The following is a 22231-nucleotide window of genomic DNA, read 5'->3' as shown; positions in this document are numbered from 1 at the left end:
GCCGCCGCCGCCCGCCCCGCATGAGTACTCCTACTCAACCCCGCCCGGCGCGCCCGTTCCGTCCTCCCCGGGCGCGGGTCGGGGATCCACCCCGAGCTCGGACATGGCCAGGGCCGCCTCGGTGCGCGCGGGGCCGAAGAAGGCCCAGGGCACGTCGCAGACGTACCGGCCGACCATGCCCAGGTGCCAGCGTGCCAGATCGGGTTCTCCCGCCCGGTGGAAGGCCCAGCCGAACAGGTGGTGGGCCTGGACGTCCCGCACGTGCGGGACGGCCGCCGACGCCCACCCCTGGGCCAGCTCGAACAGCTCGCGGACGGCGTCGCCGTGCAGGCGTCCCATCGCCATGGAGGTGATGTAGGCGCTGTTGCCCTCCCGGACGAGGCGGCGCTGCTCGCCGCGCAGGTACTCGGCGTGGGCCAGGGCGAGGACGGACGGCAGCGGGCTGCCCTCGGGCGCGGTGTCGGCGGCCGCCCCGGCGGCGGCGAACATCTCCTCCGCCGATCCCCCTCGGGTGGGGGCCAGGGAGCGGACCCGCGTCACGTGCGCCGGGTACAGGTGCGGTGCCCGGGAGGACGCTTCGGACCAGGCCCTCTCGCGTTCCTCCCGCTCCCCCAGCCCCATCGCCACGGTCTGGAGCGCGGACCAGGGGGCGGCGTCGTCGGGGTTGAGCCGGGCGGACTCCGCGAGGGGGTCCCGCGCCTCGTGCAGGGCGGCCTCGAAGGCCTTGCGGTCGGCCTGGGCCGCGCCCGCTCCCCCGGAGGGCAGGGCCACGGCGCGCGCGAGCAGGGCGTGGCCGAGCCACAGCATCGTGTCGGCGGGGTCGGCCCCCTCACCGACCAGCCCGGCGATCTCGTCGGGGCTGTCCACGGCTGCCCGGCCCAGGGCCTCGGCCTGGTAGGCGCGGGCCTCGGGGTCCTCCCTGGTCTCCACGAGCAGGGTCGCGCCCGCCTCCGCGTCGCCCGCACGCACCGCCTCGCAGGCCGCGCGCAGCAGGGGGTCCGTTCCGTAGGAGGCCGACAGGAGCACCGCCTCCAGGTCGGTGCCCTGGAGGCCCCGTCCCGGTTTCCATCCGAATCGCCACATGCCAGCGAGGTTAGGACATGCGGCGCGGAACACGGACGGGGCGCGGTGGCAGGTGCCACCGCGCCCCGTTCCGGGAACCGGCGTGCGGGTCCCGTACGCCGACCGCTAGGCCTTCGTGGACTCCGTGGACTCCGCGGTCCCGGGAGCCTCGGTGTTCTTCGAGGGCTCCTCGGGTGTGGCGGGAGCTGCGGGCTCGGCGGCCTTCGGCTGCTCCCCACCGAGCGGGGCGACCAGGCCCTTCGCCTTGTCACGGCGGTGGTTGACCACCTGGAGGGCGATGAGCACGACGCCCGCGACCGTACCGGCGGCGATGAACAGGTCCGGGGAGACCTGGACGGACAGCAGCGACTCGGTCCAGCCGCTCCACTCGGGGGCGATCAGGACCAGGGCGGCGGAGAGCCCCAGGGCGATGCGCTCGCCGAGCAGGGTGCGGCGCAGGAAGAAGCCCTCGATCGCCATGGCACCGGCCGCCAGCGCGACCGATCCGGTGGCGATCGACACCACCAGGTCGATGACCGGCCCGTCCACCTCCATGAGCGACGAGTACGCCATCAGGAGCGGGATCAGGTAGAGGCCCTTGGCGAACTTCCACGAGGACACGCCGGAGCGCATCGGACTGGAGTTGGCGATGCCCGCCGCCGCGAAGGCCGCGAAGGCCACCGGCGGGGTGACGTTGGAGTCCTGGCTGAGCCAGTACACGATCATGTGCGCGACGATCAGCGCCAGGCCGAGCTGCTCCAGCGCCGGACCGGCCAGGATCACCAGCACCACGTAGGACGCGGTCACCGGCAGGCCGATGCCCAGGATCAGGGAGGCCAGGGCGACCATCACCAGGGTCATGAAGAGGTTGCCCGCGAAGGCGTTGACCAGGACGTCGGAGAAGACCAGGCCCAGGCCGGTGAGCCCGACCATGCCGACGATGATGCCCGCCACGGCGCACGCCACGGAGACCGGCAGGGTGCTGCGGGCCGCCATCACGAACACCTCCAGGAAGTCCTTGAGGCTGAGGCGGCTGCTCGCGCGCAGCATGGCCACCACGAGCAGGGCGCCGCAGGCGGCCAGACCGGCCTGCGTCGGCGGCACGTAGTTGAGCAGCAGGACGATCAGCAGGATCAGCGGGGCCATGAAGTGCCAGCCCGCACGCATCACGATCGCGAAGGTGGGGACCTCGTCCTTCTCCAGCGGCCGGATGTTGTTCTTGCGGGCGAGGATGTCCACGAACAGGAACATCAGCGCGAAGTACATGATCGCGGGGATGATCGCGACCTTGACGATGTCTGCGTAGGGGATGCCCAGCCGCTCCGCCATGAGGAACGCGCCCGCGCCCATGATGGGCGGCAGGACCTGTCCGCCGGTGGAGGCCGCGGCCTCCACCCCGGCCGCGTCGTGCTTCTTGTAGCCGACCTTCTTCATCAGCGGAATGGTGAAGGGGCCCGTGGTGACCACGTTGGCGATGGCGCTGCCGGAGACCGAACCCATCAGGGCGCTGCCGAGCACCGCGCCCTTGGCCGGGCCGCCGACCATGCGGCCGGTGAGGACGTAGGCCAGACCGACGAAGAAGTTGCCGCCGCCGGTCTTGGACAGCAGCGCGCCGAACAGGATGAAGACGAACACGAACGTGACGACGACCCCGAGTGTGAGCCCGTAGATGCCGTCGTTGCCCAGGTAGGCGTGGGTGGAGATGCGCTGGATCGTGACGCCCGAGTGCCCGAAGTCGCCGGGGATCAGCGGACCGACCCAGGCGTAGTAGATGAACCCGGCCACCAGCAGCACCATGACGAGGCCGACGGAGCGCCGGGTGGCCTCCAGCAGGACCACGATCGCGACCAGACCCATGATCCAGTCCAGGTCCGTGTAGGCGCCCGCGCGGCGGGCGAGCTCCGCCTGGTACACGATCGGGTAGAAGCTGACCACCACGGTCGCGACGACCATGACGAGGTCGAGGACCGCCCCCAGCACCAGGGCGACCGGGTTCCCCTCCACCGTCGACTTCTTGAACGGCGGCATGATGATGAAGACCATCAGCATGACCAGCATGAGGTGCATGAGCCGCTGCTGACGCGCGTCCAGGCCGGAGCGCAGGGCGATCCAGAGCTGGAAGGCGGTCAGGGCGATGCCCAGGAGCAGGATGATCCCGCCCATGGCGAGCCCGAACCGGCCCTCACCCCAGCGCTCGGCGGCGATCCGGCGCCAGAACGGCGGGGCGTCGTCTCCGAGGCCGTCGACGTCCGGCAGGGCGTCGGCGGAGGTCCCGGTCCTGCGGCCGCCCTTGCCGAAGCCGACCTCGGACGACTCCTCGGCGGCGGTGGGGGTGGCGGCGTCGTCGCGACCGTCCCGCTCCGTTTCCTCCGGCGTCGGGGGCGCGTCACCCCGCACCTGTGGTTTCTCAGCCATGTTCTTCCTCGGGTTCAACAGACGGACCGCGCGGGGCGTGAGAACACGGTGACCACGCGGCGGAGGGTGCTTCAGGCGGGGGGAGGACCTGACTTCGGGGACTGCTACTCGTCGCAGACCGGCTGCGGTGAGCGGCCGACCAGCAGGACGAGTGTGGAGATCCGGGCGGGCTCGACGGCCACCCTGCGGGAGGTGAGGCACGGGGAGAGCCGCACCTCGGTGTCGGGAGTGCGGAGCCGGTGGTCCACCGAGGCGGTGCCCACGCGGATCGCGAGCTCCGGGCCGACGTGGCGGTTCATGTCCTCGATGACCCACCACTCGCCGTCGGCGCGGCCGGTTCCCTGACCGGGGATCTGGCCCATGCCCGCGCCGAACTGGCGCAGGCGGGTCGAGTCGGCGACCAGTTCGCCGTCACGGACCTCGATGTTCTCCTCGATCGGCAGGTGGTCGATCGAGTGCACGTAGGAGACGGTGAACTGCTCGCCCTCGGCCAGCGGCAGGTGGCCGAGGCGGTCGCCGTCGACGCTCAGGCGCAGCGCCGGCCACACGGGGACGAGCGCGGCGACGACCAGTGCCGCGCCCAGCCCCGCGCCGACCCACAGGGCGGCGCGGCGGAGCACGGAGATCCGTGGACGCCGGGGTCCGGCGTCCACGGATCGTCCCACCGCGGTCGGTTCCATCGGTGTGTGCGACCTACTCTTCGTCGGTGTCCTCGGCGGCGCTGTCGCCCGCCTCGGTGCCCTCGGGACGCAGGTCCTCGGGGATCTCGACGCCCTGCTCCTCGTAGAAGCGGATGGCGCCCGGGTGGACGGGGACGGGGCTGTTCTCGATCGTCTCCGGGACCAGGTACTCCTCGCCGGGGGCGTACACGCCGACCACCTGGTCGATGTTCTCGAACATCGCCTTGGTGATCTCGTAGGCCTGGTCCTCGTTGAAGCTGCCGGGCACGACCAGGGCGTTCCAGACGGCGATCGTCGACACGTCGTCCTCGATGCCGGGGTAGGTGCCGCCCTTGACGACGTGCTCGGTGTAGCCGCCGTAGCCGCTGACGATCGCGTCGCGCTCGTCGTCGCACATCTCGATGAGCGCGATGTCCTCGGTGGTGCCGAGCTCGGTGATGCCGGAGTGGCCCTCACCGACGACCCAGGAACCGGCGTCGAGCTGGTTGTTGGTCAGGGCGTTCGCGGTCTCCGCGTAGCCGAGCTGCTGGATCTCGACCTCGCTGGGGCCGATCTCCAGCGAGTCGAAGACCTGGTTGGTGGTGGCCTCGTTGCCGCTGCCGATGTCGCCGACCGAGTAACGGGTGCCGATGACGTCGGAGAAGCAGTCGAAGCCCTCGCTCTCCTTGATGCTCTGGAGCGTCACCGCGTGGAAGACGTTCGGGTACAGGACCGCGAGCGAGTAGGTCTCGACGGGGTCGCCCTCGAAGTCGCCGGTACCGGTGAAGCCCTGGTCGGCGGCGTCGCCCTGGACGATGGCCAGGTGGCTCTCGCCGGAGCCGAGCAGGCGGATGTTCTCCACGGAGGCGCCGGTGGCCTCGACGGAGGCGGACTGGCCTTCGAGGTTGTCCCCGATGATGCCCCGCAGGGCGCCGCCGATCGGGTAGTACACACCGGTGGTGCCGCCGGTGACGATGCTGAGGTTGTTCTGGACTTCGCCGCCACCGAGCTCGATGTCCTCGGCGGCCTGCTCGGCGGGCTGTGAGCAGGCGGCCAGCATGAGCACGCTGGCGGGGATGGCGACCAAAGACAGTGTGGAGCGTCGCATGGTTGTGGGGGTCCTCTCGGGGTGCTTCGTGCGTCAGGGGGCGCGGGAGTGCCGGGGGATACCCGCTCGCCGGGCCCGGAACCCGGGTTCGGCTCCGGCACGCGGGCCGCGGGACGCAGTCGTGGCCCCCGCCCCGCCGCCGCGAGCAACGTAACCGCCATCACGTCGAAACCCGCAGGACCCGAGAAGGGATTTGAGCCTCTTCTGAGGTTTCGCACTCGTTGGTATCGTTCGACCATGGCGTCCTCCGTCCCCCAGCGTCTCTGGAGCGTCACCGGGTTCGTGGCCGCCTGCGCGGTCGTGGTCACGGTGCTCACCTGGGCGTCTCCCCTGCACCCGGCTCCCCTTCGGCTGTCCGTCGGAACCGGCGGCGCGGGCGGGGTCTACCACGTGTACGGCAGCGGTCTCGCTCAGGTCACCGCCGCCCGGCAGGACACCTGGATCACCGCTCTGACGACCGCCGCGAGCGTGGAGAACAACCTCCTGGTCGCGGACGGGACGCTGGACGTGGCCTTCACCCTCTCCGACGTGGCCGCCCTGGCCGTGGACGGCAGGGAACCCTTCGAGCGGCCCCTGCCGATCTCGGCGATCGCCCGCCTGTATGACAACCACACGCACGTGGTGGTTCGCGCGGATTCCCCGGTGGAGGAGATCGCGGATCTGGCCGGGGGCACGGTGTCGGTGGGTTCGGCCGGGTCGGGCACCGAGATGATGGCCGACCGGCTCCTGGAGCTGTCGGGGCTGACGGCGTTGCCCGAAGGGAGGCGCCCCGACTCCGACGGGGAGGTGGAACGACTCCAGCTGTCGATAGGCGACTCGGCCCGGGCGCTGGAGGAGGGGCGCGTGGACGCGTTCTTCTGGTCCGGGGGGATACCGACCCAGGCCGTCGGTGACCTGGCCGAACGGATGCCCGTGCGCCTGCTGGACCTGGCCGAGCACGTGCCGGGGCTGACCGAGCGGTACGGGGAGTACTTCACGGAGCTGCCGGTCCCCGCCGGGACCTACGCGGACGTTCCGGCGGTGAGGACGATCGGGGTGCCGAGCCTGCTGGTGGTGAACACGGCGATGCCGGACCACCAGGCGGAGGAGTTCACCCGGCTGCTCTTCGAGTTCCAGGCCGACCTGGTCGAGATCCACCCGGTGGCGCTGCACCTGCACCCGCGCTCCGCGATCTCGACCCTGCCGGTGCCGCTCCACCCGGGCGCCGTCGACTACTACCGGTCGGTCAAGTACGCCAACGACCGGCCACCCCCCGAGGCCATGGAGCCCTCCGGAGCACCGTCCCCGGTCCTGGGCCCCTGAGGCTCCGGAAACCTGTCTGGCGGCGTCTCGGAGTTCGCTCCGGACGATGGAGGGGAGCGCGGTCCACCCCGAAGCTGAGAAGGGCGGGTGCTCCCTCGGGCACCTGGGGCCACGGATGCCCGCTCCGGCACCGAGGGCCGGGGAACGCTAGGCCCCTTCCAAGGACCCCTCCGCCTTGGGCTCGGTCTCGACCCCGTTCTCGTCTCCGGTGTGACCGGCCAGGCGGAGCCTCAGGCGGGCGTCGATCCCGTTCGGCTCCCGGGAGGTCAGGGTGAGGCCCGCTCCCTGGAGTTCGAGGAGCGTGACCACGATGGACAGTCCCAGCCCGGAACCGCCACCGCCGCCGTCCCGCCAGAACGCCCGGGTGGCCTGGGCGAGCTGGTCGTCCGGGAGCCCCGGGCCGTCGTCCACCACGTGCAGGTCCAGGTGACCGTCCTCCCCCTCCCCCACCGGTTCGCCCACGTGGACGGTGATCCGCACCCCCGCCCCGCCGAACTTCAACGCGTTGTCGATGAGCGCGTCCAGGGCCTGGTCCAGGGTCCCCTCCACGCACCGCACCATGGCCGACTCCGACCCCGTGCACTCCAGCACGGCGCCCGCGCGGTCGGCGATGGGCCCCCACGCCGCCACCCTCAGCTCCGCGACCTCCCTCGCGTCCTCCCACACCATGGAGTGCTCCGCGTCCTCGGCCTGCGCCAGGGTGAGCAGGCTGTCACAGATGCGGGTGAGCCGGTCCACCTCGTCCAGGGCCAGCCCGTGCTCCCGCAGCCCCTCGTCGCCCAGGTGCCGGGCCAGGCCCCCCACCCTCAGGCGCAGCGCCGCCAACGGGTTGCGTACCTGGTGCCCCGCGTACGCCACGAAGGTCCGCTGGCTCTCCAGCATCGAGGTGATGGTGTCGGCCATCTGGTTGAAGGACTCCCCCAGCCTGCGCAGCTCCTCGGGCCCCGCCGCCGTGCGAACCCGGGTGTCCAGGCTGCCGCCGCTCACCGCCCGGGTGGCCTGGGCGAGGTCGTCGATGGGCCGCAGGATCCACCGGGTGAGCGGACCGGCGACGGCGATACCCGCCACCATCAGGGCGGTCACCACCAGCCAGGCCACGAACCACTGTCCGAGGGTGGCGCGGCGCAGCGCGCTGGTCGGAGAGGCGGTGACGGCCGCCCCCACCACCTCGCCCGAGCTGCCGATGGGCTCGGCCACGATGAGCGGCCCGTCCTGCCAGGGCCAGACCACGCTGTCCGCGGCCCTGCGGTTGCCCGCCAGCGCCCCCCGGACCGCGTCCGGCAGCGGCTCCTCGCTGTCGGGCCAGCCCTCCGGGTCCAGGTCCGCGAGGGTGAGCCCGGGACTGGAGGAGGCGACCACGTCGCCGTCCCGGTCCACCACCACGGCCGTGATCCCGTACACCTGCTCGTAGACCGTGAGCTCGCTGACCAGCCCGGACAGCGCACCCTCGGACCCCGACAGCACCCCGGGCTCGGCCAGACCGGCGAAACGGGCGGTGTCGTTGATCCGGTCGAGGACCATGTCGGAGGTGCCCCGGGCCGCGATGTTCCCGCACAGGGGGAAGGCCAGCGCCAGACAGGCGACCACGAGCAGAGAGACGTAGACGGTGACCACGCGCCGGTGCATCAACGTGCCCCTTTCGCGCGCGGGACCCCCGTGACGCAAGGCCCCGACCCGCGCCAGACCGAACCCCTCACCGGGAGGCCGGGGCCGCCGCGGCCCCGGCGGTCGTGTACTCGGCGGTCACCAGCTGGTAGCCGACCCCGCGCACGGTCCGGATGAGCCCGGGCGAGCCCAGCTTCGAGCGCAGCGTCCCTATGTGCACTTCGAGGGTGCGCAGCGTGCCCGGCCAGGCGGTCTGCCAGACCCGGAGCAGCAGGTGTTCACGGGAGACCACCCCGCCCACCTCCCGCAACAGGACCACGAGCAGGTCGAACTCCTTGCGGGTGAGCTCCACGGGACGACCCGAGCACACCACGGAGCGCGTGGACAGGTCCACGCGCAGCGGCCCGGCCTCCAGCACGGTGCCGACCCGCCCGCCGGTACGGCGCAGGACCGCCTCCATCCGGGCGCACAGCTCCTCGATGGCCAGCGGCTTGACCACGTAGTCGTCGGCGCCGGAGCGCAGCCCGAGGATTCGCTCGCGCTGCTGGCGCCGGGCGGTGACCATGATGATCGCGGTGTCCCCGAAGTCCTGGCGCTCACGGATGCGCTGGCACAGCTCCACGCCGTCCATGTCGGGCAGCCCGAGGTCGAGCAGGACGATGTCCGCGGGAGGCGCGCTCAGGGCGCCCCCCGCGGTCCTCACCTGGTCCACCTCGTAGCCGTACGTCTCAAGCGCGCCGGCGAGGGCGTCGGCGAGGCGCACGTCGTCCTCTACAAGCAGCACCTTGATCATGGGCGGGGGTCCTTCGGAGGGTGAACACGACAGGGAGCAACTCCACGCACCCTAACCCCACGATGTGCCACAAACCACAACGGCCGGATCAGTGATCAGCAACAATACGAACCGGCCGAAGGACCCCGCGCCCCGGGATCACCGGTCAGGAACGGCCTCCCGGCCTGCCCACGTGCATGTCCGGCACGATCTCCGGAGCACCGTGCTGGACCGCGTCGGCCTCCTGGTCGGTGTCCTGTTCCTGTGCGGCGCGCTCGGCCTCGATGCCCTTGCGGTAGTACTCCACCTCGCGCTCGACCTGTTCCTTGGTCCACCCGAGCGGTTCCGCCATGAGCGCGGCGGCGGACTCGGCGGCGGCGATCCCCCGGTCCCAGGTCTCGAAGGTGATGCGGGTGCGCCGGGACAGGACGTCCTCCAGGTGACGGGCGCCCTCGGCCTCCACCGCGTAGACGACCTCGGCCCGCAGGTAGTCCTCGCCGCCCTTCAGCGGCTCGCGCAGGTCGGGCCGCTCCCGGATCAGGTCGAGGACGTCGTGCACCCCGGAGCCGTACCGGCGCAGCAGGTGCGAGACCCGGGAGACGTGCAGCCCCGAGTCCCGGGCGAGCCGGTGCCGCTGGTTGTACAGAGCCGCGTACCCGTCCGCGCCCACCAGGGGCAGCTTGTCCGTGACCGAGGCCGGGACCGCGCCGCCCAGCCCGTGCGCGACCGCGTCCACCGCGTCCTTGGCCATGACCCGGTAGGTGGTGTACTTGCCGCCCGCGATGAGGACGAGCCCCGGCACGGGGTGCGCCACCGTGTGCTCACGGGAGAGCTTCGAGGTCTCCTCGGACTCCCCGGAGAGCAACGGCCGGAGCCCGGCGTAGACGCCCTCGACGTCGTCGCGGCCCAGGGGCGTGCGCAGCACCTGGTTGACGTGGTCCAGGACGTAGTCGATGTCGGCCCGCGACGCCGCCGGGTTCTCCTTGTCCAGGTCCCAGGGGGTGTCGGTGGTGCCGATGATCCAGTGGCGGCCCCACGGGATCACGAAGAGCACGCTCTTCTCCGTCTGGAGGATCATCCCCGACGAGGCCTGGATGCGGTCCCGGGGCACCACGAGGTGCACGCCCTTGGACGCGCTCACGTGGATCTGACCGCGACCGCCCACCATCTCCTGGATGTCGTCGGTCCACACACCGGCGGCGTTCACCACCTGCCGCGCGCGGATCTGCTTCTTCTCGCCGGTCTCCAGGTCGGCGGCGGTCGCCCCGACCACGTGCTCGCCCTCGCGCAGGAACTCGACCGCCTGGACCCGCGAGGCGATCCTCGCCCCGAGCCCGGCGGCGGTGCGCAGGACGGTGGTCACGAACCGGGCGTCGTCCACCTGGCAGTCCCAGTACTGGACCGCCCCGGCCAGGGCGCTGCGCTTCAGTGCCGGGAAGACCCGCAGCGCTCCGGACCTGGTCAGGTGCCGGTGGGAGGGCAGGCCCCGGTTGTTGCGCGAGGTCATCGCCAGGGTGTCGTACAGGGTGACGCCCGCGCCGATGTAGAACCGCTCCCAGTGGTGCTGGAACGGGAAGAGGAACGGCACCGGGCGGACCAGGTGCGGTGCGATGGTGGTGAGCAGGAGCCCGCGCTCGTGCAGCGCCTCGCGGACCAGCTCGAAGTCGAGTTGTTCCAGGTAGCGGAGGCCGCCGTGGATCAGCTTGCTGGACCTGCTGGAGGTCCCCGAGGCGAAGTCCCGTGCCTCGATCAGGCCCGTGGAGAGCCCGCGCGAGACCGCGTCCAGCGCGATGCCCGCGCCCACGATCCCGCCGCCCACCACGAGGACGTCGAGCTCCTCGTCCGCCATCGACGCGAGCGCCTCGGTGCGCCCCTTCGGCCCCAACCAGGTGGTCGCCATGGATGGTCCTCCCTTTCGATCGGTGTCCCACCAAGGCGCATACCCGGAGTGGTGGGGCCCCAGGCTAACCGGAGGCCGTCAGGGACGTGGGTTGCCACACCCCATACCGCCGGTTTACCTCCGAGACGGGGCGGAACGGGATCAGGCGGCGTCGGCGTAGGCGTGCGCGTAGGCCAGGACGTCGCTGACGTAGGCGGAGGAACGGTTGTACTCCAGGACCGCAGACTCCCAGTCCTGCGCGGAGGCGAGGTCGCGGCCCTCCCCGCACAGGTAGCGGGCGGCGGTCAGGGCGGCGTCGTCGACGTTGTGCGGGTCGGGGCTGCCGCCCTCCAGGGACTCGCCCCACCGGGCCCAGGTGCCGGGGATGAACTGCATGGGGCCGATCGCCCGGTCCCACTCGGTGTCGCCGTCCAGCTCGCCGCCGTCGGTGTCCGGGATGGCCTGCGTGTTGTTGGTGCCGTCCAGCGGGATGCCGATGATGTCCACGGTGGTGTTGCCGTCGGGGCCGAGCTCGCCACCCGCGTAGGTGCCGTGGCGGGACTCGACGTAGCCGATACCCGCGAGCGTGGGCCAGGACAGCTGGCACGAGGACTGGTCGGCGTCGAGCACCAGCTGGGCGCTGGCGTAGCCCTCTAGGGCCCGGCGCGGGATGCCGGTGTTCTCCGAGACCTCGTCCAGCCACTCGTCGCTGGGGCGCAGCGCCTCGGCTGGTCTGGACTGCTCGTCCGCGCCGAGCGCCGACTCGGCCGGGTCCCCGTTCTCCCGGGCGGTCACCCCGGTCTGGGCGGGCGGGCCGGTGAGCTGGTCGTGCGGCGGGGTCTCGATGGTGCCGACCTCCGGGGTGGCCTCGGCGGTCGGCGCCTCCCAGTCGTTGAGGGCGGTGGACACGCGGCCGACCAGGACCACGACGCCCGCCGTCACCAGCAGGCAGACGACCAGCGCGAGGCTGACCGCGATCGCCGGTCCGCGTCGGCGCCGCCGACGGTGCCCCGCACGGTCCGCCGCGGCGGCGCGGGGCTCCTCCTGGGCGCGGGGCTCCTCGGAGGAACCGGACACCCGGGGGGCACCGGACTCACTGTCACCCATGCAGTCCTCCAAGAGAAAGTCACCATCGGATCACGAGACTGAAAAACACGCACCATAGTGGCACACTGTGGCCGCCCGGACGCACCCCCCTTGGACGACACGGGGGGCGCCCCGGTTCACCGGGACGCCCCCACGACACTCATGTCGGGTCCGACCTGCGGGGAGACCCCCGCCGCCACTCCCTACCTGTGCGGGTTCACCACGACCTCGACCCGCTGGAACTCCTTGAGGTCGGTGTAGCCCGAGGTGGCCATGGTCCGACGCAGCGCGCCCATGAGGTTCATGGAGCCGTCGCTGCTGGAGGCCGGACCGTGCAGGATCGACTTGAGGTCACCGATGGTGCCCACCTCGACCCGCTCGCCGCGCGGCAGCTCGTTGTGGTGCGCCTCGCTGCCCCAGTGGTAGCCGCCGCCGGGCGCCTCGGTGGCGCGGGCCAGCGGGGAACCCACCATGACGGCGTCGGCGCCGCAGGCCAGGGCCTTGGCGATGTCACCGCTGCCGGTCATGCCGCCGTCAGCGATGACGTGCACGTACCGGCCGCCGGACTCGTCGAGGTAGTCGCGGCGGGCCGCGGCGACGTCACCGATGGCGCTCGCCATGGGGACGGCCACACCCAGCACCGAACGGGTGGTGTGGCCCGAGCCGCCGCCGAACCCGACCAGCACACCGGCGGCACCGGTGCGCATCAGGTGCAGGGCGGCGGTGTAGGTGGCGCAGCCGCCGACCACGACGGGCACGTCGAGGTCGTAGATGAACTGCTTGAGGTTGAGCGGCTCGGCGCGGCCCGAGACGTGCTCGGCCGAGACGGTGGTGCCACGGATCACGAAGATGTCGACCCCGGCGTCCACGACGGCCTTGTGGTACTGGGCGGTGCGCTGCGGCGACAGCCGGGCGGCCGTGACGAGACCGGCGTCACGGATCTCCTCGATCCGGCGGCCGATCAGCTCCTCCTGGATCGGCGCCGCGTAGATCTCCTGGAGACGCTTGGTCGCGGCGACGTCGTCGAGCTCGCGGATCTCCTGGAGCAGCGGCTCCGGGTCCTCGTATCGGGTCCACAGACCCTCCAGGTCCAGGACGCCGAGGCCGCCCTGCTCACCCACGGCCACGACGGTCTTGGGCGAGGCCACACTGTCCATGGGGCTGACGACCAGGGGCGTCTCGAACCGGTAGGCGTCGATCTGCCAGGCGATCGACACCTCCTCCGGGTCGCGGGTCCGTCGTGCGGGCACGATCCCGATCTCGTCGAGCTCGTAGGCGCGACGCCCGTTCTTGCCCAGCCCGATCTCCACCTGAGCCAACTGTTCGATTCCCCTCTGACGTGCGGCGCCGGTCGGTCGACCGTCGCGTGACCGCGGACGCGAGTCTATCCGGCCGTGGTCGAACCGGTTCCGGCGCCGCCCCCGCGCGGACTAGCGCGCGTTGTAGTTCGGCGCTTCCACGGTCATCTTGATGTCGTGCGGGTGGCTCTCGCGCAGCCCCGCACTGGTGATACGCATGAGCTGGCCGCGCTCGCGCAGCTCGGGCACGGTGCGGCTGCCCGCGTACCACATGGACTGGTGCAGGCCGCCGACCAGCTGGTGGGCCACGGCGGACAGCGGGCCGCGGAACGGCACCTGGCCCTCGATGCCCTCGGGGACCAGCTTGTCCTCGGAGGAGACGTCGGCCTGCGCGTAGCGGTCCTTGGAGAAGGAGCGGCCGCGCATGGCACCGAGCGAACCCATGCCCCGGTAGGCCTTGAACTGCTTCCCGTTGATGAAGATGAGCTCGCCCGGGCTCTCCTCGACACCGGCGAGGAGGCTGCCGAGCATGACGGTGCTGGCGCCGGCGACGATCGCCTTGGCGATCTCGCCGGAGTACTGGAGGCCGCCGTCCGCGATCAGCGGGACACCGGCGGGGCCGCAGGCGAGCCCGGCCTCCAGGATGGCGGTGAGCTGGGGGGCGCCCACACCGGCGACGACGCGGGTGGTGCAGATGGAGCCGGGGCCCACCCCGACCTTGACGGCGTCGGCACCGGCGTCGATGAGCAGCTGGGCACCGGCGCGGGTGGCGACGTTGCCCGCGACGATGTCCGCGCGGGAGTTGGCCTTGAGCTTGGCGACCATGTCAGCGAGCCCGGAGGAGTGGCCGTGCGCGGTGTCGACCACGATGAAGTCGACCCCGGCGTCGATGAGCAGCTTGGCGCGCTCCTCGGCCTCGGTGCCCACACCGACGGCGCCGCCGACCACGAGACGCCCGTTGGAGTCCTTGGTGGCGTTGGGGAACTGCTCGCTCTTGATGAAGTCCTTGACGGTGATGAGCCCGCGCAGGCGGTTCTGGCCGTCGACCAGGGGCAGCTTCTCGACCTTGTGCTCGCGGAGCAGCTCGAAGGCGCGTTCGCGGCTGACCCCGACGGGGGCGGTGACGAGGTTCTCGGTGGTCATGACGTCGCGGACCAGCCGGGAGCGGTCGTCCTCGAAACGCATGTCGCGGTTGGTGACGATGCCCACCAGGGAGCCCTGGGCGTCGGTGACCGGGACACCGGAGATGCGGTAGTGGGCGCAGAGGCGCTCGACCTCCGCGAGGTCGTCCTCGGGGTGACAGGTGACCGGGTCGGTGACCATGCCCGCCTCGGAGCGCTTCACGAGGTCGATCTGGGCTGCCTGGTCCTCGGCGGAGAGGTTGCGGTGCAGCACCCCGGCGCCGCCCTGGCGGGCCATCGCCACGGCCATGCGGGCCTCGGTGACGGTGTCCATCGCGGCGGAGAGCAGGGGAATGCTGAGGGTGATGTTGCGGGAGAGCTTCGTGGTGGTGTCCACATCGCCCGGCTGGAGGTCCGAGTAGGCCGGTACCAGCAGGACGTCGTCGTAGGTCAGACCCGGCGGAAGCAGCTTCCTCCCGTAGTCGCTGTGGTCCTGGCTCATGACACAACCTCCGCTGTTCCCGGCGACAACTGCGCGGATCGCCCCCGCGTGTCGTCTCATCCTAGGTCGTCGTCCGGTACCGCCCAGGTGGAATGCGATGTTCGCCCGGTCACCTCGGTCACGAAACGGCCACCGCCCTCACCCAGGACAGCAAGCCAGCCACCCCCAGTCATCCCGCCCCAGCCACACCCCCGCAGATAGAGGGGTCAAGGCCCATCCCCGCAATGGCGGGGAGCAGTCCTACATGCCAAGCACTGCCTACTCGATGCCAGGATCATCCCCGCGCGTGCGGGGAGCAGTCTCGCTGACCTGCGGGTCTAGTGGCGGCGGGGGGTCATTTCTGCAAGTTGTTGCGAATCAGACAAATCCCCACACACCTTCCATGACCCTGTGAGCGAGCCCCTCAGCGGGGGTAGCGGCAGTAGCCGCGTTGGCGGGGCCGAGCCGGGCACCGGCGCTTCCCGGGGCGGGAGGCACGGTGCTCAGGGGAGGACGCGGTTCGCCAGGGCCACCTTCCGAAGCCGAGCAATAGCTCGGTGCTGGGCAACCCGTACCGCACCTGCCGACATGCCAAGGAGATGTCCCGTCTCGTCTGCTGTAAGTCCTGTGATCACCCGCATGACCAGCAGCGTGCGCTGCTGTTCGGGCAGTTCGTCGAGGAGGGCCCGGGCCCGCTGGGCCTCGGACACGCGGACCGCCGACTCCTCGGGGCCGGGGCCGTCGTCAGGCTGTTCCGGCACGGTGTCGGTGGGAACCGTCTCCACCCGACCGGCCACGCGGAGGGTGTCCGCGACCTTGTGCGCGGCGATGCCGAACACGAAGGAGGCGAAGGGCCTGCCCCGGTCCTGGTAACGCGGGACGGCCGTGAGGAGGGCGATGCACACTTCCTGTGCGACGTCGTCCGAGTAGTGCGCCAGGCCCGAGACCCGGGCCAGACGGGTCCGGCAGTACCGGACCACCATGGGTCTGACCTCGCGCAGGAGGGAGTCCATGGCCCCGTCGTCGCCCCGGACGGCGAGTGAGCCCAGACGGTTCAACCCCGTGTCACGCGGAGCGGGGTCCGCCTCCTCGTGCCCTGGGGGCGTACCTGGCCGCTGCGCGGTAACGCCCTCGCGGGCGCCTGCATCCGTCACGTTAGGAATGATGCCCGCAGTTGGGGACCCAACCACTCCAATCAGCAACTACAGAATGGTCACATTTTGGGAAAATAGCCCGAAAACGGTACGTAGTTGCGGGTGTGAAACGGCTCTCCCGTGGTAGTGGACGGGGGTGGGACGACGGCGCGCCCCACCCCCGGACCGGGTCCTCACGGACACCGACCAACGTCCCTAGTGGGCGTGGCCGTGACCGTCGTCCGCGTCCTCCTCGGGCTTGTCCGCGACCAGCACCTCGGTGGTCAGCAGCATGCCCGCGATGGAAGCGGCGTTCTGGACGGCCGAGCGGGAGACCTTGACCGGGTCGAGGATGCCCTCGGCGGTCAGGTCGCCGTAGGTGCCGGTGGCGGCGTTGTAGCCGTGACCGACCTCCATCTCGGAGACGCGGTGGGTGACCACGTAGCCCTCGGCGCCCGCGTTCTCCGCGATCCACCGGGCGGGCTCGACCAGCGCGCGGCGGACGATCGCCGCACCCGTGGCCTCGTCGCCGGTCAAGCCGAGGTCGTCCAGAGCGGTGGAGGCGTGCACCAGGGAGGCGCCGCCACCGGCGACGATGCCCTCCTCGATGGCCGCGCGAGTAGCCGAGATGGCGTCCTCGAGACGGTGCTTCTTCTCCTTGAGCTCGACCTCGGTGGCCGCGCCGACGCTCAGCACGGACACGCCGCCCGCGAGCTTGGCCAGGCGCTCCTGGAGCTTCTCGCGGTCCCAGTCGGAGTCGCTCGCCTCGATCTCCTTGCGGATCTGGCGAACGCGGTCCTCCACCTCGGACTGCTCGCCGCCGCCGTCGACGACGGTGGTGGTGTCCTTGGTGATGGTGATGCGGCGGGCCGAGCCCAGCACGGACAGGTCCGCGTTCTCCAGGGTCAGGCCGACCTCCTCGGAGATGACCTGGCCGCCGGTGAGGACGGCGATGTCCTGGAGCATGGCCTTGCGGCGCTCACCGAAGCCGGGCGCCTTGACCGCGGCCACGTTGAGGGTGCCGCGCATGCGGTTGAGCACCAGGGCGCCCAGGGCGTCGCCCTCGACGTCCTCGGCGATGATCAGCAGCGGCTTCTTGTTCTGGACGACCTGCTCCAGCAGCGGGAGCAGCTCGTTCAGGTTGCCGATCTTGCCCTGGCTGATCAGGATCTGCGCGTCCTCCAGGACGGCCTCCTGACGGTCTCCGTCGGTGACGAAGTAGGGCGAGATGTAACCCTTGTCGAACTGGAGGCCCTCGGTGAAGTCGAGCTCCAGACCGAAGGTCGGGGACTCCTCCACCGTGATGACGCCGTCCTTGCCGACCTTGTCGAAGGCCTCGGCGATGAGGTCGCCGATCTGGGCGTCCTGCGCGGAGTTGGTCGCCACGTAGGCGATGTCGGCGCGCTCCTTGATCGGCACGGCGCGCTCGAGCAGGATCTCGGAGACCCGGGCGGCCGCGGCGTCGATGCCCTTCTTGAGGGACATCGGGGAGGCGCCGGCGGCGACGCTGCGCAGGCCCTCGCGGACCAGCGCCTGCGCCAGCACGGTGGCGGTGGTGGTGCCGTCACCGGCGGCGTCGTTGGTCTTGGTGGCGACCTCCTTGACCAGCTGCGCGCCCAGGTTCTCGTAGGGCTCGTCCAGCTCGATCTCACGGGCGACGGTCACGCCGTCGTTCGTGATGGTGGGGGCACCGAACTTCTTGTCGATGACGACGTTGCGGCCGCGCGGGCCGAGCGTCACCTTGACGGCGTTGGCGAGGCGGTCCACGCCCCGCTCGAGGGCGCGGCGGGCGTCGTCCTCGAACTCCAGGATCTTCGGCATGTGTGAGTACTTCCTCTAACGGTTCGGGTCGAAAGAGAACATCCCGCCCCGCCCGGCTTCAGGGCCGACCGGTGCGGGATGTTCGAAGGCTCTGCGCCGAGAGCTACTTCTCGACGACCGCGAGGAGGTCGCGGGCGGAGAGAACCAGGTACTCCTGGCCGTCGTACTTGACCTCGGTGCCGCCGTACTTGCTGTAGAGAACGACGTCGCCGACGTTCACGTCGAGGGCGACGCGCTTGCCGTTGTCGTCAAGGCGACCGGGACCCACGGCCAGGATCTCGCCCTCCTGGGGCTTCTCCTTGGCGGTGTCCGGGATGACCAGACCGGAGGCGGTGGTCTGCTCAGCCTCCAGGGTCCTGACCACGACGCGGTCCTCGAGCGGCTTCAGCACGGTCTTGGTGGCGGTCGACACGGTGTGACCTCCCCCTTCAAAGTCTCGGTGTATCTGACGTCGGCCCATGCGTGAGCACGGACCAACCACGTAAAAGGGGCGACCGCGGCGGCCTGTCGTCGCGGGTGCCAGACCGGCCTCGTCGCGTTTAGCACTCTACCCCCGAGAGTGCCAGAATGGAAATGTGGCGGGGCTCCGGACCCTGGGGCGGACCCGCCACCCGTCGTGCCCACAGCAGGAGGATCCATGCGCGTTCCCGCGTTCTCGGCGCTGCTCACCGACGCGGGACGGGAGGTCCTCGCCGGGGTGGACCCCGCCGCCGCGGCCAGCAACCCCCTCGCCGCCGCTTCGCGGCTGCGCGCCGACCCCCGGGTCGCCGCACTCGACCCCGACCTCCCCGTGTCCGAGCTCGTCAACGCCGTGATGACCCAGGTGGGCCTGCGGGAGCGGGGCCGGGCCAAGTTCGGGGAGAACGCCGCGCGCATGTACTTCACCCCGAACGGGCTGGAGCAGTCCACCCGCCGGACCGTGGCCGAGTACCGCGCCGAGCGCACCGCCCGGCACCTGCCCCCCTCGGTGGCCGGGGGCGCCGTCGCGGGCGACCTGTGCTGCGGGATCGGCGCGGACCTGCTGGCCCTGGCCGGTCGGGGCGTGCCGGTGGAGGGCGTGGACGCCGACCCCCTGACCGTGGCGGTGGCCCGGGCCAACATCGAGGCTCTGGGGCTCACGGAGCACGCCCGCGTCCGGGAGGGCGACGTGAACGCGGTCGCGGTGGGCGACCACCCGCTGCTGTTCTGCGACCCGGCCCGGCGCGGAGGGCGGGGCCGGGTGTTCGACCCGGCCGCCTACTCGCCGCCGTGGGACGTGGCCACCCGGCTGGCGGAGGGCGCGGAGGCCGCCTGCCTGAAGGCCGCCCCGGGTATCCCGCACGAGGTCCTCTCCCCCGCCGCCTCGGCCGAGTGGATCTCGGTGGACGGCGAGCTGAAGGAGACCGCGCTGTGGTTCGGCGGGCTGGGCTTCGGCCCGGACGGGCCGCGACGGCGCGCGACGGTGCTGCACGAGCGGGCGGGCCTGCTGGCGAGCGAGGGCGCGGTGGCGCACCTGGACGAGGAGCCCGACCTGGGCCCGGCGCCGGTGGCCGCCGCCCGGCGCTACCTGTACGACCCGGACCCGGCCGTGGTCCGCTCCCACCTGGTGGCGGAGGCGGCGGCGCGGGTGGACGGCGCGCTGCTGGACGAGCGGATCGCGTACTTCACCTCGGACCGGGCCGAGCGCTCACCGCTGTGGCGGGTGCTGGAGGTGCTGGAGTTCGCACCGTTCTCACTGAAACGGGTGCGCTCGTCGGTGCGTGCGCACAAGGCCGGAACGGTAACGATCAAGAAACGCGGTTCGGCGGTGGACGCCGAGAAACTCCGGCGGGATCTGCGCGCCTCGGGACCGGAATCGGTGACTGTCGTCCTCACGCGAATCGGTGAGAAACCGTTCTACCTGCTGTGCCGTGAAACAGAGGCGGCATAGGCCCTCCGGAGGCCCCGTGCCCGCCCGCGCCCGGGTGCGACGCGGGCCACATTCGGAGCAGGCCACGCAGACCATATCGTTATCTCCCACACCCATATCTTTCACGGACCCCTGGGGTCGCGCCGGACTGTGTCGTTAAACTGGCGCCGCAGATTTCTTTCCCTTCTCATGGGTTCTCCGGAAGGCCGTGCTCGTTCGATTCGCCCAGCGGTTCGGTCGGCACCGGACCCACGCCCCCCGTGTATACACACAGTCACACTTCGGTCACATTGGGGCGCAGGCGGCGCGGTGCAACGACCGCCCGGGGACCATCGAGAACCCGTCCGCGCGACCACCGTGCGGCGAAGTGGGCGGGAGCGCCAGAACCATAAGGAGCACCTCGGTGGAACAGACCAATCACAACTTCCTCAATGGGGGAGGTCAGGCCGGAGTCTCCGACCGCATGCGTGACCTGCTCTCCCAGGCCGCGCAGGAGCACGTCTCCGAGCAGAAGTCCCAGGGTGCCGTCAGCGAGGAGATGCGCCAGCGCCTTGAGGGCATGGAGTGGCTGCTCCGCGAGCTGCGCGAGCGGGAACTCACCGCGCTCGCCGAGGCGATCACCACCGTCGACGGTCGGATCGACGACTTCCTGGCCCGCCCGCCCGAGTGGGCCGAGGCCCTGGCCGAGCACATAGAGGTGGTCGGCAGGCAGGTCAAGCCGCTGTCGGAGATGTCGTCCCTGAGGGCCGACACCCAGCGCGTGGCCGGGCACCTGGACACCGCCCTCACCCGGCTCCAGCGCATGGCCGAGACCGGCAACCGCACCTCCGAGCAGGTCACCGAGATCGGTGAGCGCGTCACCGAGCTGGGCGAGACCGTCGGCACCCGCCTGGACGCCCTGGACCGGGCCCTGGCCGACCTCGGCACCCGCGCCGAGGCGATCGAGACCTCGCTGTCCACCCTGGACACCACCCTGGGCGAGCGCCACGAGGAGCTCAGCGCCACCGTCCGCACCACCCTGACCGAGGGCCGGGAGCAGCTGGCCGAGGCCATCTCCGAGAGCCGCTCGACCGTCGAGACCGCCGTGAAGGAGAGCCGCGAGGCCCTCGAAGTCGCCGGTCAGGAGCACCGCGAGGCCCTGGAGGGCGCCACCGCCGAGCTCGGTGAGCGCGTCACCACCGGCCTCACCGCCTCCCTGGAGGAGCGCACGGCCGAGCTGCGCGGCTTCGTCGAGGAGCGCACCGCCGAGCAGCACGAGACGCTGCTCTCCCGCCTCCAGGAGAACACCGGCGAGCTGGGCGAGCGCACCTCCGCGCTGGCCGAGGAGCTGGGCGCCCTCGCCACGGCCTCCGGCGAGCGCCACGACACCCTCGCGCAGGAACTGAAGGACCACGCCGCCGCCTCCGTGAAGCGCCACGAGGAGATCACCGGCAAGGTCACCGAGAGCGTCGGCCACCTGAACACGCAGGCCGAGGAGAACCACGCCGAGGCCACCGCGGCCGTCGCGGACGTCACCGGCTCGCTCGCCAAGCTGCGGGAGAACCACGAGAAGTCCCTGAACGACCTGCGTTCGCACGTGCGCCAGCGTCTGGCCGAGCTCGACGAGCAGATCGAGCTGGGTCGCACCGAGACCCGCGAGCACGCCGAGAGCACCGCCGAGGGGCTGCGCGAGGCGCTGACCAAGCGCACCGACTCCCTCTCCACCCGCATCGCGGAGGACGCCGCGAAGGTCGCCGCCGACCTGGCCGAGCTGCGCGCGTTCGTCCAGGAGGACAACGCGAAGCTGGCCTCCGACGCGGAGGACCGGCACCAGACGCTGACCGAGGCGCTGACCGACCAGGCCGACGCCCACCGGACCGCGCTCGACGAGCGGCTGGACCGCCACCGCGAGAGCCTCAACGGCAAGGTGGACAACCACCTGTCGCAGATCACCGGCAAGGTCGACCACGAGCTGGGCCGCCTCACCGACCGGTTCGACACCTTCGAGGGCCACTTCGAGGGCAGCTTCGAGGGCGTCGAGGGCAAGATCGACCGGGTCGACGGCCGGATCGACGGCCTCAACGGCCGCCTGGACGGCATCGACGGCCGGGTCAACGGCGTCGAGGGGCAGTTCGAGGGCGTCAGCGGTCACTTCGAGGGCGTCGACGGCCGCATGGAGGCCATCGACGACCGTCTGGAGGCGCTCAACCAGCGCCTCAACCAGCTGCCGCAGACCCTGGAGGTCAGCGAGCTGCACCGCCGCCTCACCGAGCTGGTGGACCGTCCGCTGCTGGACCACACCGGCAAGCTCGACGAGATCGACTCGCACGTCACCACGGCGGTGGACCCGGTCATCCGCGAGCTCAAGCAGCGCCCGGACCGTCACGAGCTGGAGGAGACCGTCACCGAGGCGGTCGAGAACTCGCACGACGACATCACCAAGCGGTTCTCCTCCCTGGAGGAGACCGTGCTCGCCCTGGCCGAGGCGCTGCTGCGCCCGGGCCGCGACGGCAAGAAGAAGCGCCGCCGCGACGAGGACGACGAGGAGTAACCACGCGTCAGCGTGAACGAGGGGCCCGGGGCGGTGACCGTCCCGGGCCCCTCACGTGCGTAGGGCTCGGT

At 71.4% G+C, this 22231-nt stretch carries 16 protein-coding genes; 3 read left to right on the top strand and 13 right to left on the bottom strand.

Annotated elements, in window-relative coordinates; all coding sequences use genetic code 11:
* Window positions 1-30: 30 nt before the first annotated feature.
* The 4 genes from AC0VYL_RS03765 to AC0VYL_RS03750 form a co-directional block, all read right to left on the bottom strand.
* A complete protein-coding gene (locus AC0VYL_RS03765) occupies window positions 31-1083 on the bottom strand; it encodes a PLC family EF-hand domain-containing protein (RefSeq protein WP_475482332.1) in 1053 nt (350 codons plus the stop codon).
* Window positions 1084-1188: 105 nt separating this feature from the next.
* Entirely contained in the window at window positions 1189-3477 is a 2289-nt protein-coding gene (locus AC0VYL_RS03760; protein WP_475482331.1) for a TRAP transporter permease, read from the bottom strand.
* A 104-nt stretch (window positions 3478-3581) separates the two neighbouring features.
* Window positions 3582-4157, bottom strand: coding sequence for a DUF1850 domain-containing protein (locus AC0VYL_RS03755; RefSeq protein WP_475459222.1), 576 nt, complete (start codon window positions 4155-4157; stop codon window positions 3582-3584).
* A 13-nt stretch (window positions 4158-4170) separates the two neighbouring features.
* Window positions 4171-5244, bottom strand: coding sequence for a TAXI family TRAP transporter solute-binding subunit (locus AC0VYL_RS03750; protein WP_475459220.1), 1074 nt, complete (start codon window positions 5242-5244; stop codon window positions 4171-4173).
* A gap of 237 nt (window positions 5245-5481) precedes the next feature.
* On the opposite strand from AC0VYL_RS03750, the gene AC0VYL_RS03745 reads away from it, so the two are divergent.
* Window positions 5482-6546, top strand: a complete 1065-nt coding sequence (locus AC0VYL_RS03745; RefSeq protein ID WP_475482330.1) for a TAXI family TRAP transporter solute-binding subunit — start codon at window positions 5482-5484, stop codon at window positions 6544-6546.
* 147 nt (window positions 6547-6693) lie between these two features.
* Here the strand turns inward: AC0VYL_RS03745 and AC0VYL_RS03740 are convergent, their stop codons facing one another.
* From AC0VYL_RS03740 to groES, 9 genes are all read right to left on the bottom strand, one after another.
* Window positions 6694-8172, bottom strand: a complete 1479-nt coding sequence (locus AC0VYL_RS03740) for a sensor histidine kinase (RefSeq protein ID WP_475482329.1) — start codon at window positions 8170-8172, stop codon at window positions 6694-6696.
* A gap of 67 nt (window positions 8173-8239) precedes the next feature.
* Window positions 8240-8944, bottom strand: coding sequence for a response regulator transcription factor (locus AC0VYL_RS03735; protein ID WP_475459213.1), 705 nt, complete (start codon window positions 8942-8944; stop codon window positions 8240-8242).
* Between the two features lie 145 nt (window positions 8945-9089).
* Window positions 9090-10823 (bottom strand): glycerol-3-phosphate dehydrogenase, encoded by a 1734-nt coding sequence (gene glpD, locus AC0VYL_RS03730; RefSeq protein WP_475459210.1) that lies wholly within the window; start codon window positions 10821-10823, stop codon window positions 9090-9092.
* 141 nt (window positions 10824-10964) lie between these two features.
* Window positions 10965-11909: a lytic transglycosylase domain-containing protein gene (locus tag AC0VYL_RS03725; protein WP_475459209.1), complete on the bottom strand. Its 945-nt coding sequence runs from the start codon at window positions 11907-11909 to the stop codon at window positions 10965-10967.
* 182 nt (window positions 11910-12091) lie between these two features.
* Window positions 12092-13198: a GuaB3 family IMP dehydrogenase-related protein gene (locus AC0VYL_RS03720; RefSeq protein ID WP_475462928.1), complete on the bottom strand. Its 1107-nt coding sequence runs from the start codon at window positions 13196-13198 to the stop codon at window positions 12092-12094.
* A 120-nt stretch (window positions 13199-13318) separates the two neighbouring features.
* A complete protein-coding gene (gene guaB / locus AC0VYL_RS03715) occupies window positions 13319-14809 on the bottom strand; it encodes an IMP dehydrogenase (RefSeq protein WP_475459206.1) in 1491 nt (496 codons plus the stop codon).
* 482 nt (window positions 14810-15291) lie between these two features.
* Window positions 15292-15846: a sigma-70 family RNA polymerase sigma factor gene (locus AC0VYL_RS03710; protein ID WP_475462927.1), complete on the bottom strand. Its 555-nt coding sequence runs from the start codon at window positions 15844-15846 to the stop codon at window positions 15292-15294.
* Between the two features lie 291 nt (window positions 15847-16137).
* Complete coding sequence (gene groL / locus AC0VYL_RS03705; RefSeq protein ID WP_475459203.1) at window positions 16138-17742, bottom strand: chaperonin GroEL; 1605 nt, start codon at window positions 17740-17742, stop codon at window positions 16138-16140.
* Between the two features lie 103 nt (window positions 17743-17845).
* The gene (gene groES / locus AC0VYL_RS03700) at window positions 17846-18154 is read right to left on the bottom strand and encodes a co-chaperone GroES (RefSeq protein ID WP_017543880.1); all 309 of its coding nucleotides are present in this window, start codon (window positions 18152-18154) and stop codon (window positions 17846-17848) included.
* A 225-nt stretch (window positions 18155-18379) separates the two neighbouring features.
* On the opposite strand from groES, the gene AC0VYL_RS03695 reads away from it, so the two are divergent.
* Both AC0VYL_RS03695 and AC0VYL_RS03690 read left to right on the top strand, forming a co-directional pair.
* Window positions 18380-19651: a THUMP-like domain-containing protein gene (locus AC0VYL_RS03695; RefSeq protein ID WP_475482328.1), complete on the top strand. Its 1272-nt coding sequence runs from the start codon at window positions 18380-18382 to the stop codon at window positions 19649-19651.
* Window positions 19652-20033: 382 nt separating this feature from the next.
* A complete protein-coding gene (locus AC0VYL_RS03690) occupies window positions 20034-22160 on the top strand; it encodes a coiled-coil domain-containing protein (RefSeq protein WP_475482327.1) in 2127 nt (708 codons plus the stop codon).
* Window positions 22161-22231 lie beyond the last annotated feature (71 nt).

This window comes from Nocardiopsis sp. iso_238 (assembly GCF_056173325.1).
Note: the sequence above shows the minus strand (reverse complement) of the source record. Positions and strands in the feature narration are given on the sequence as shown.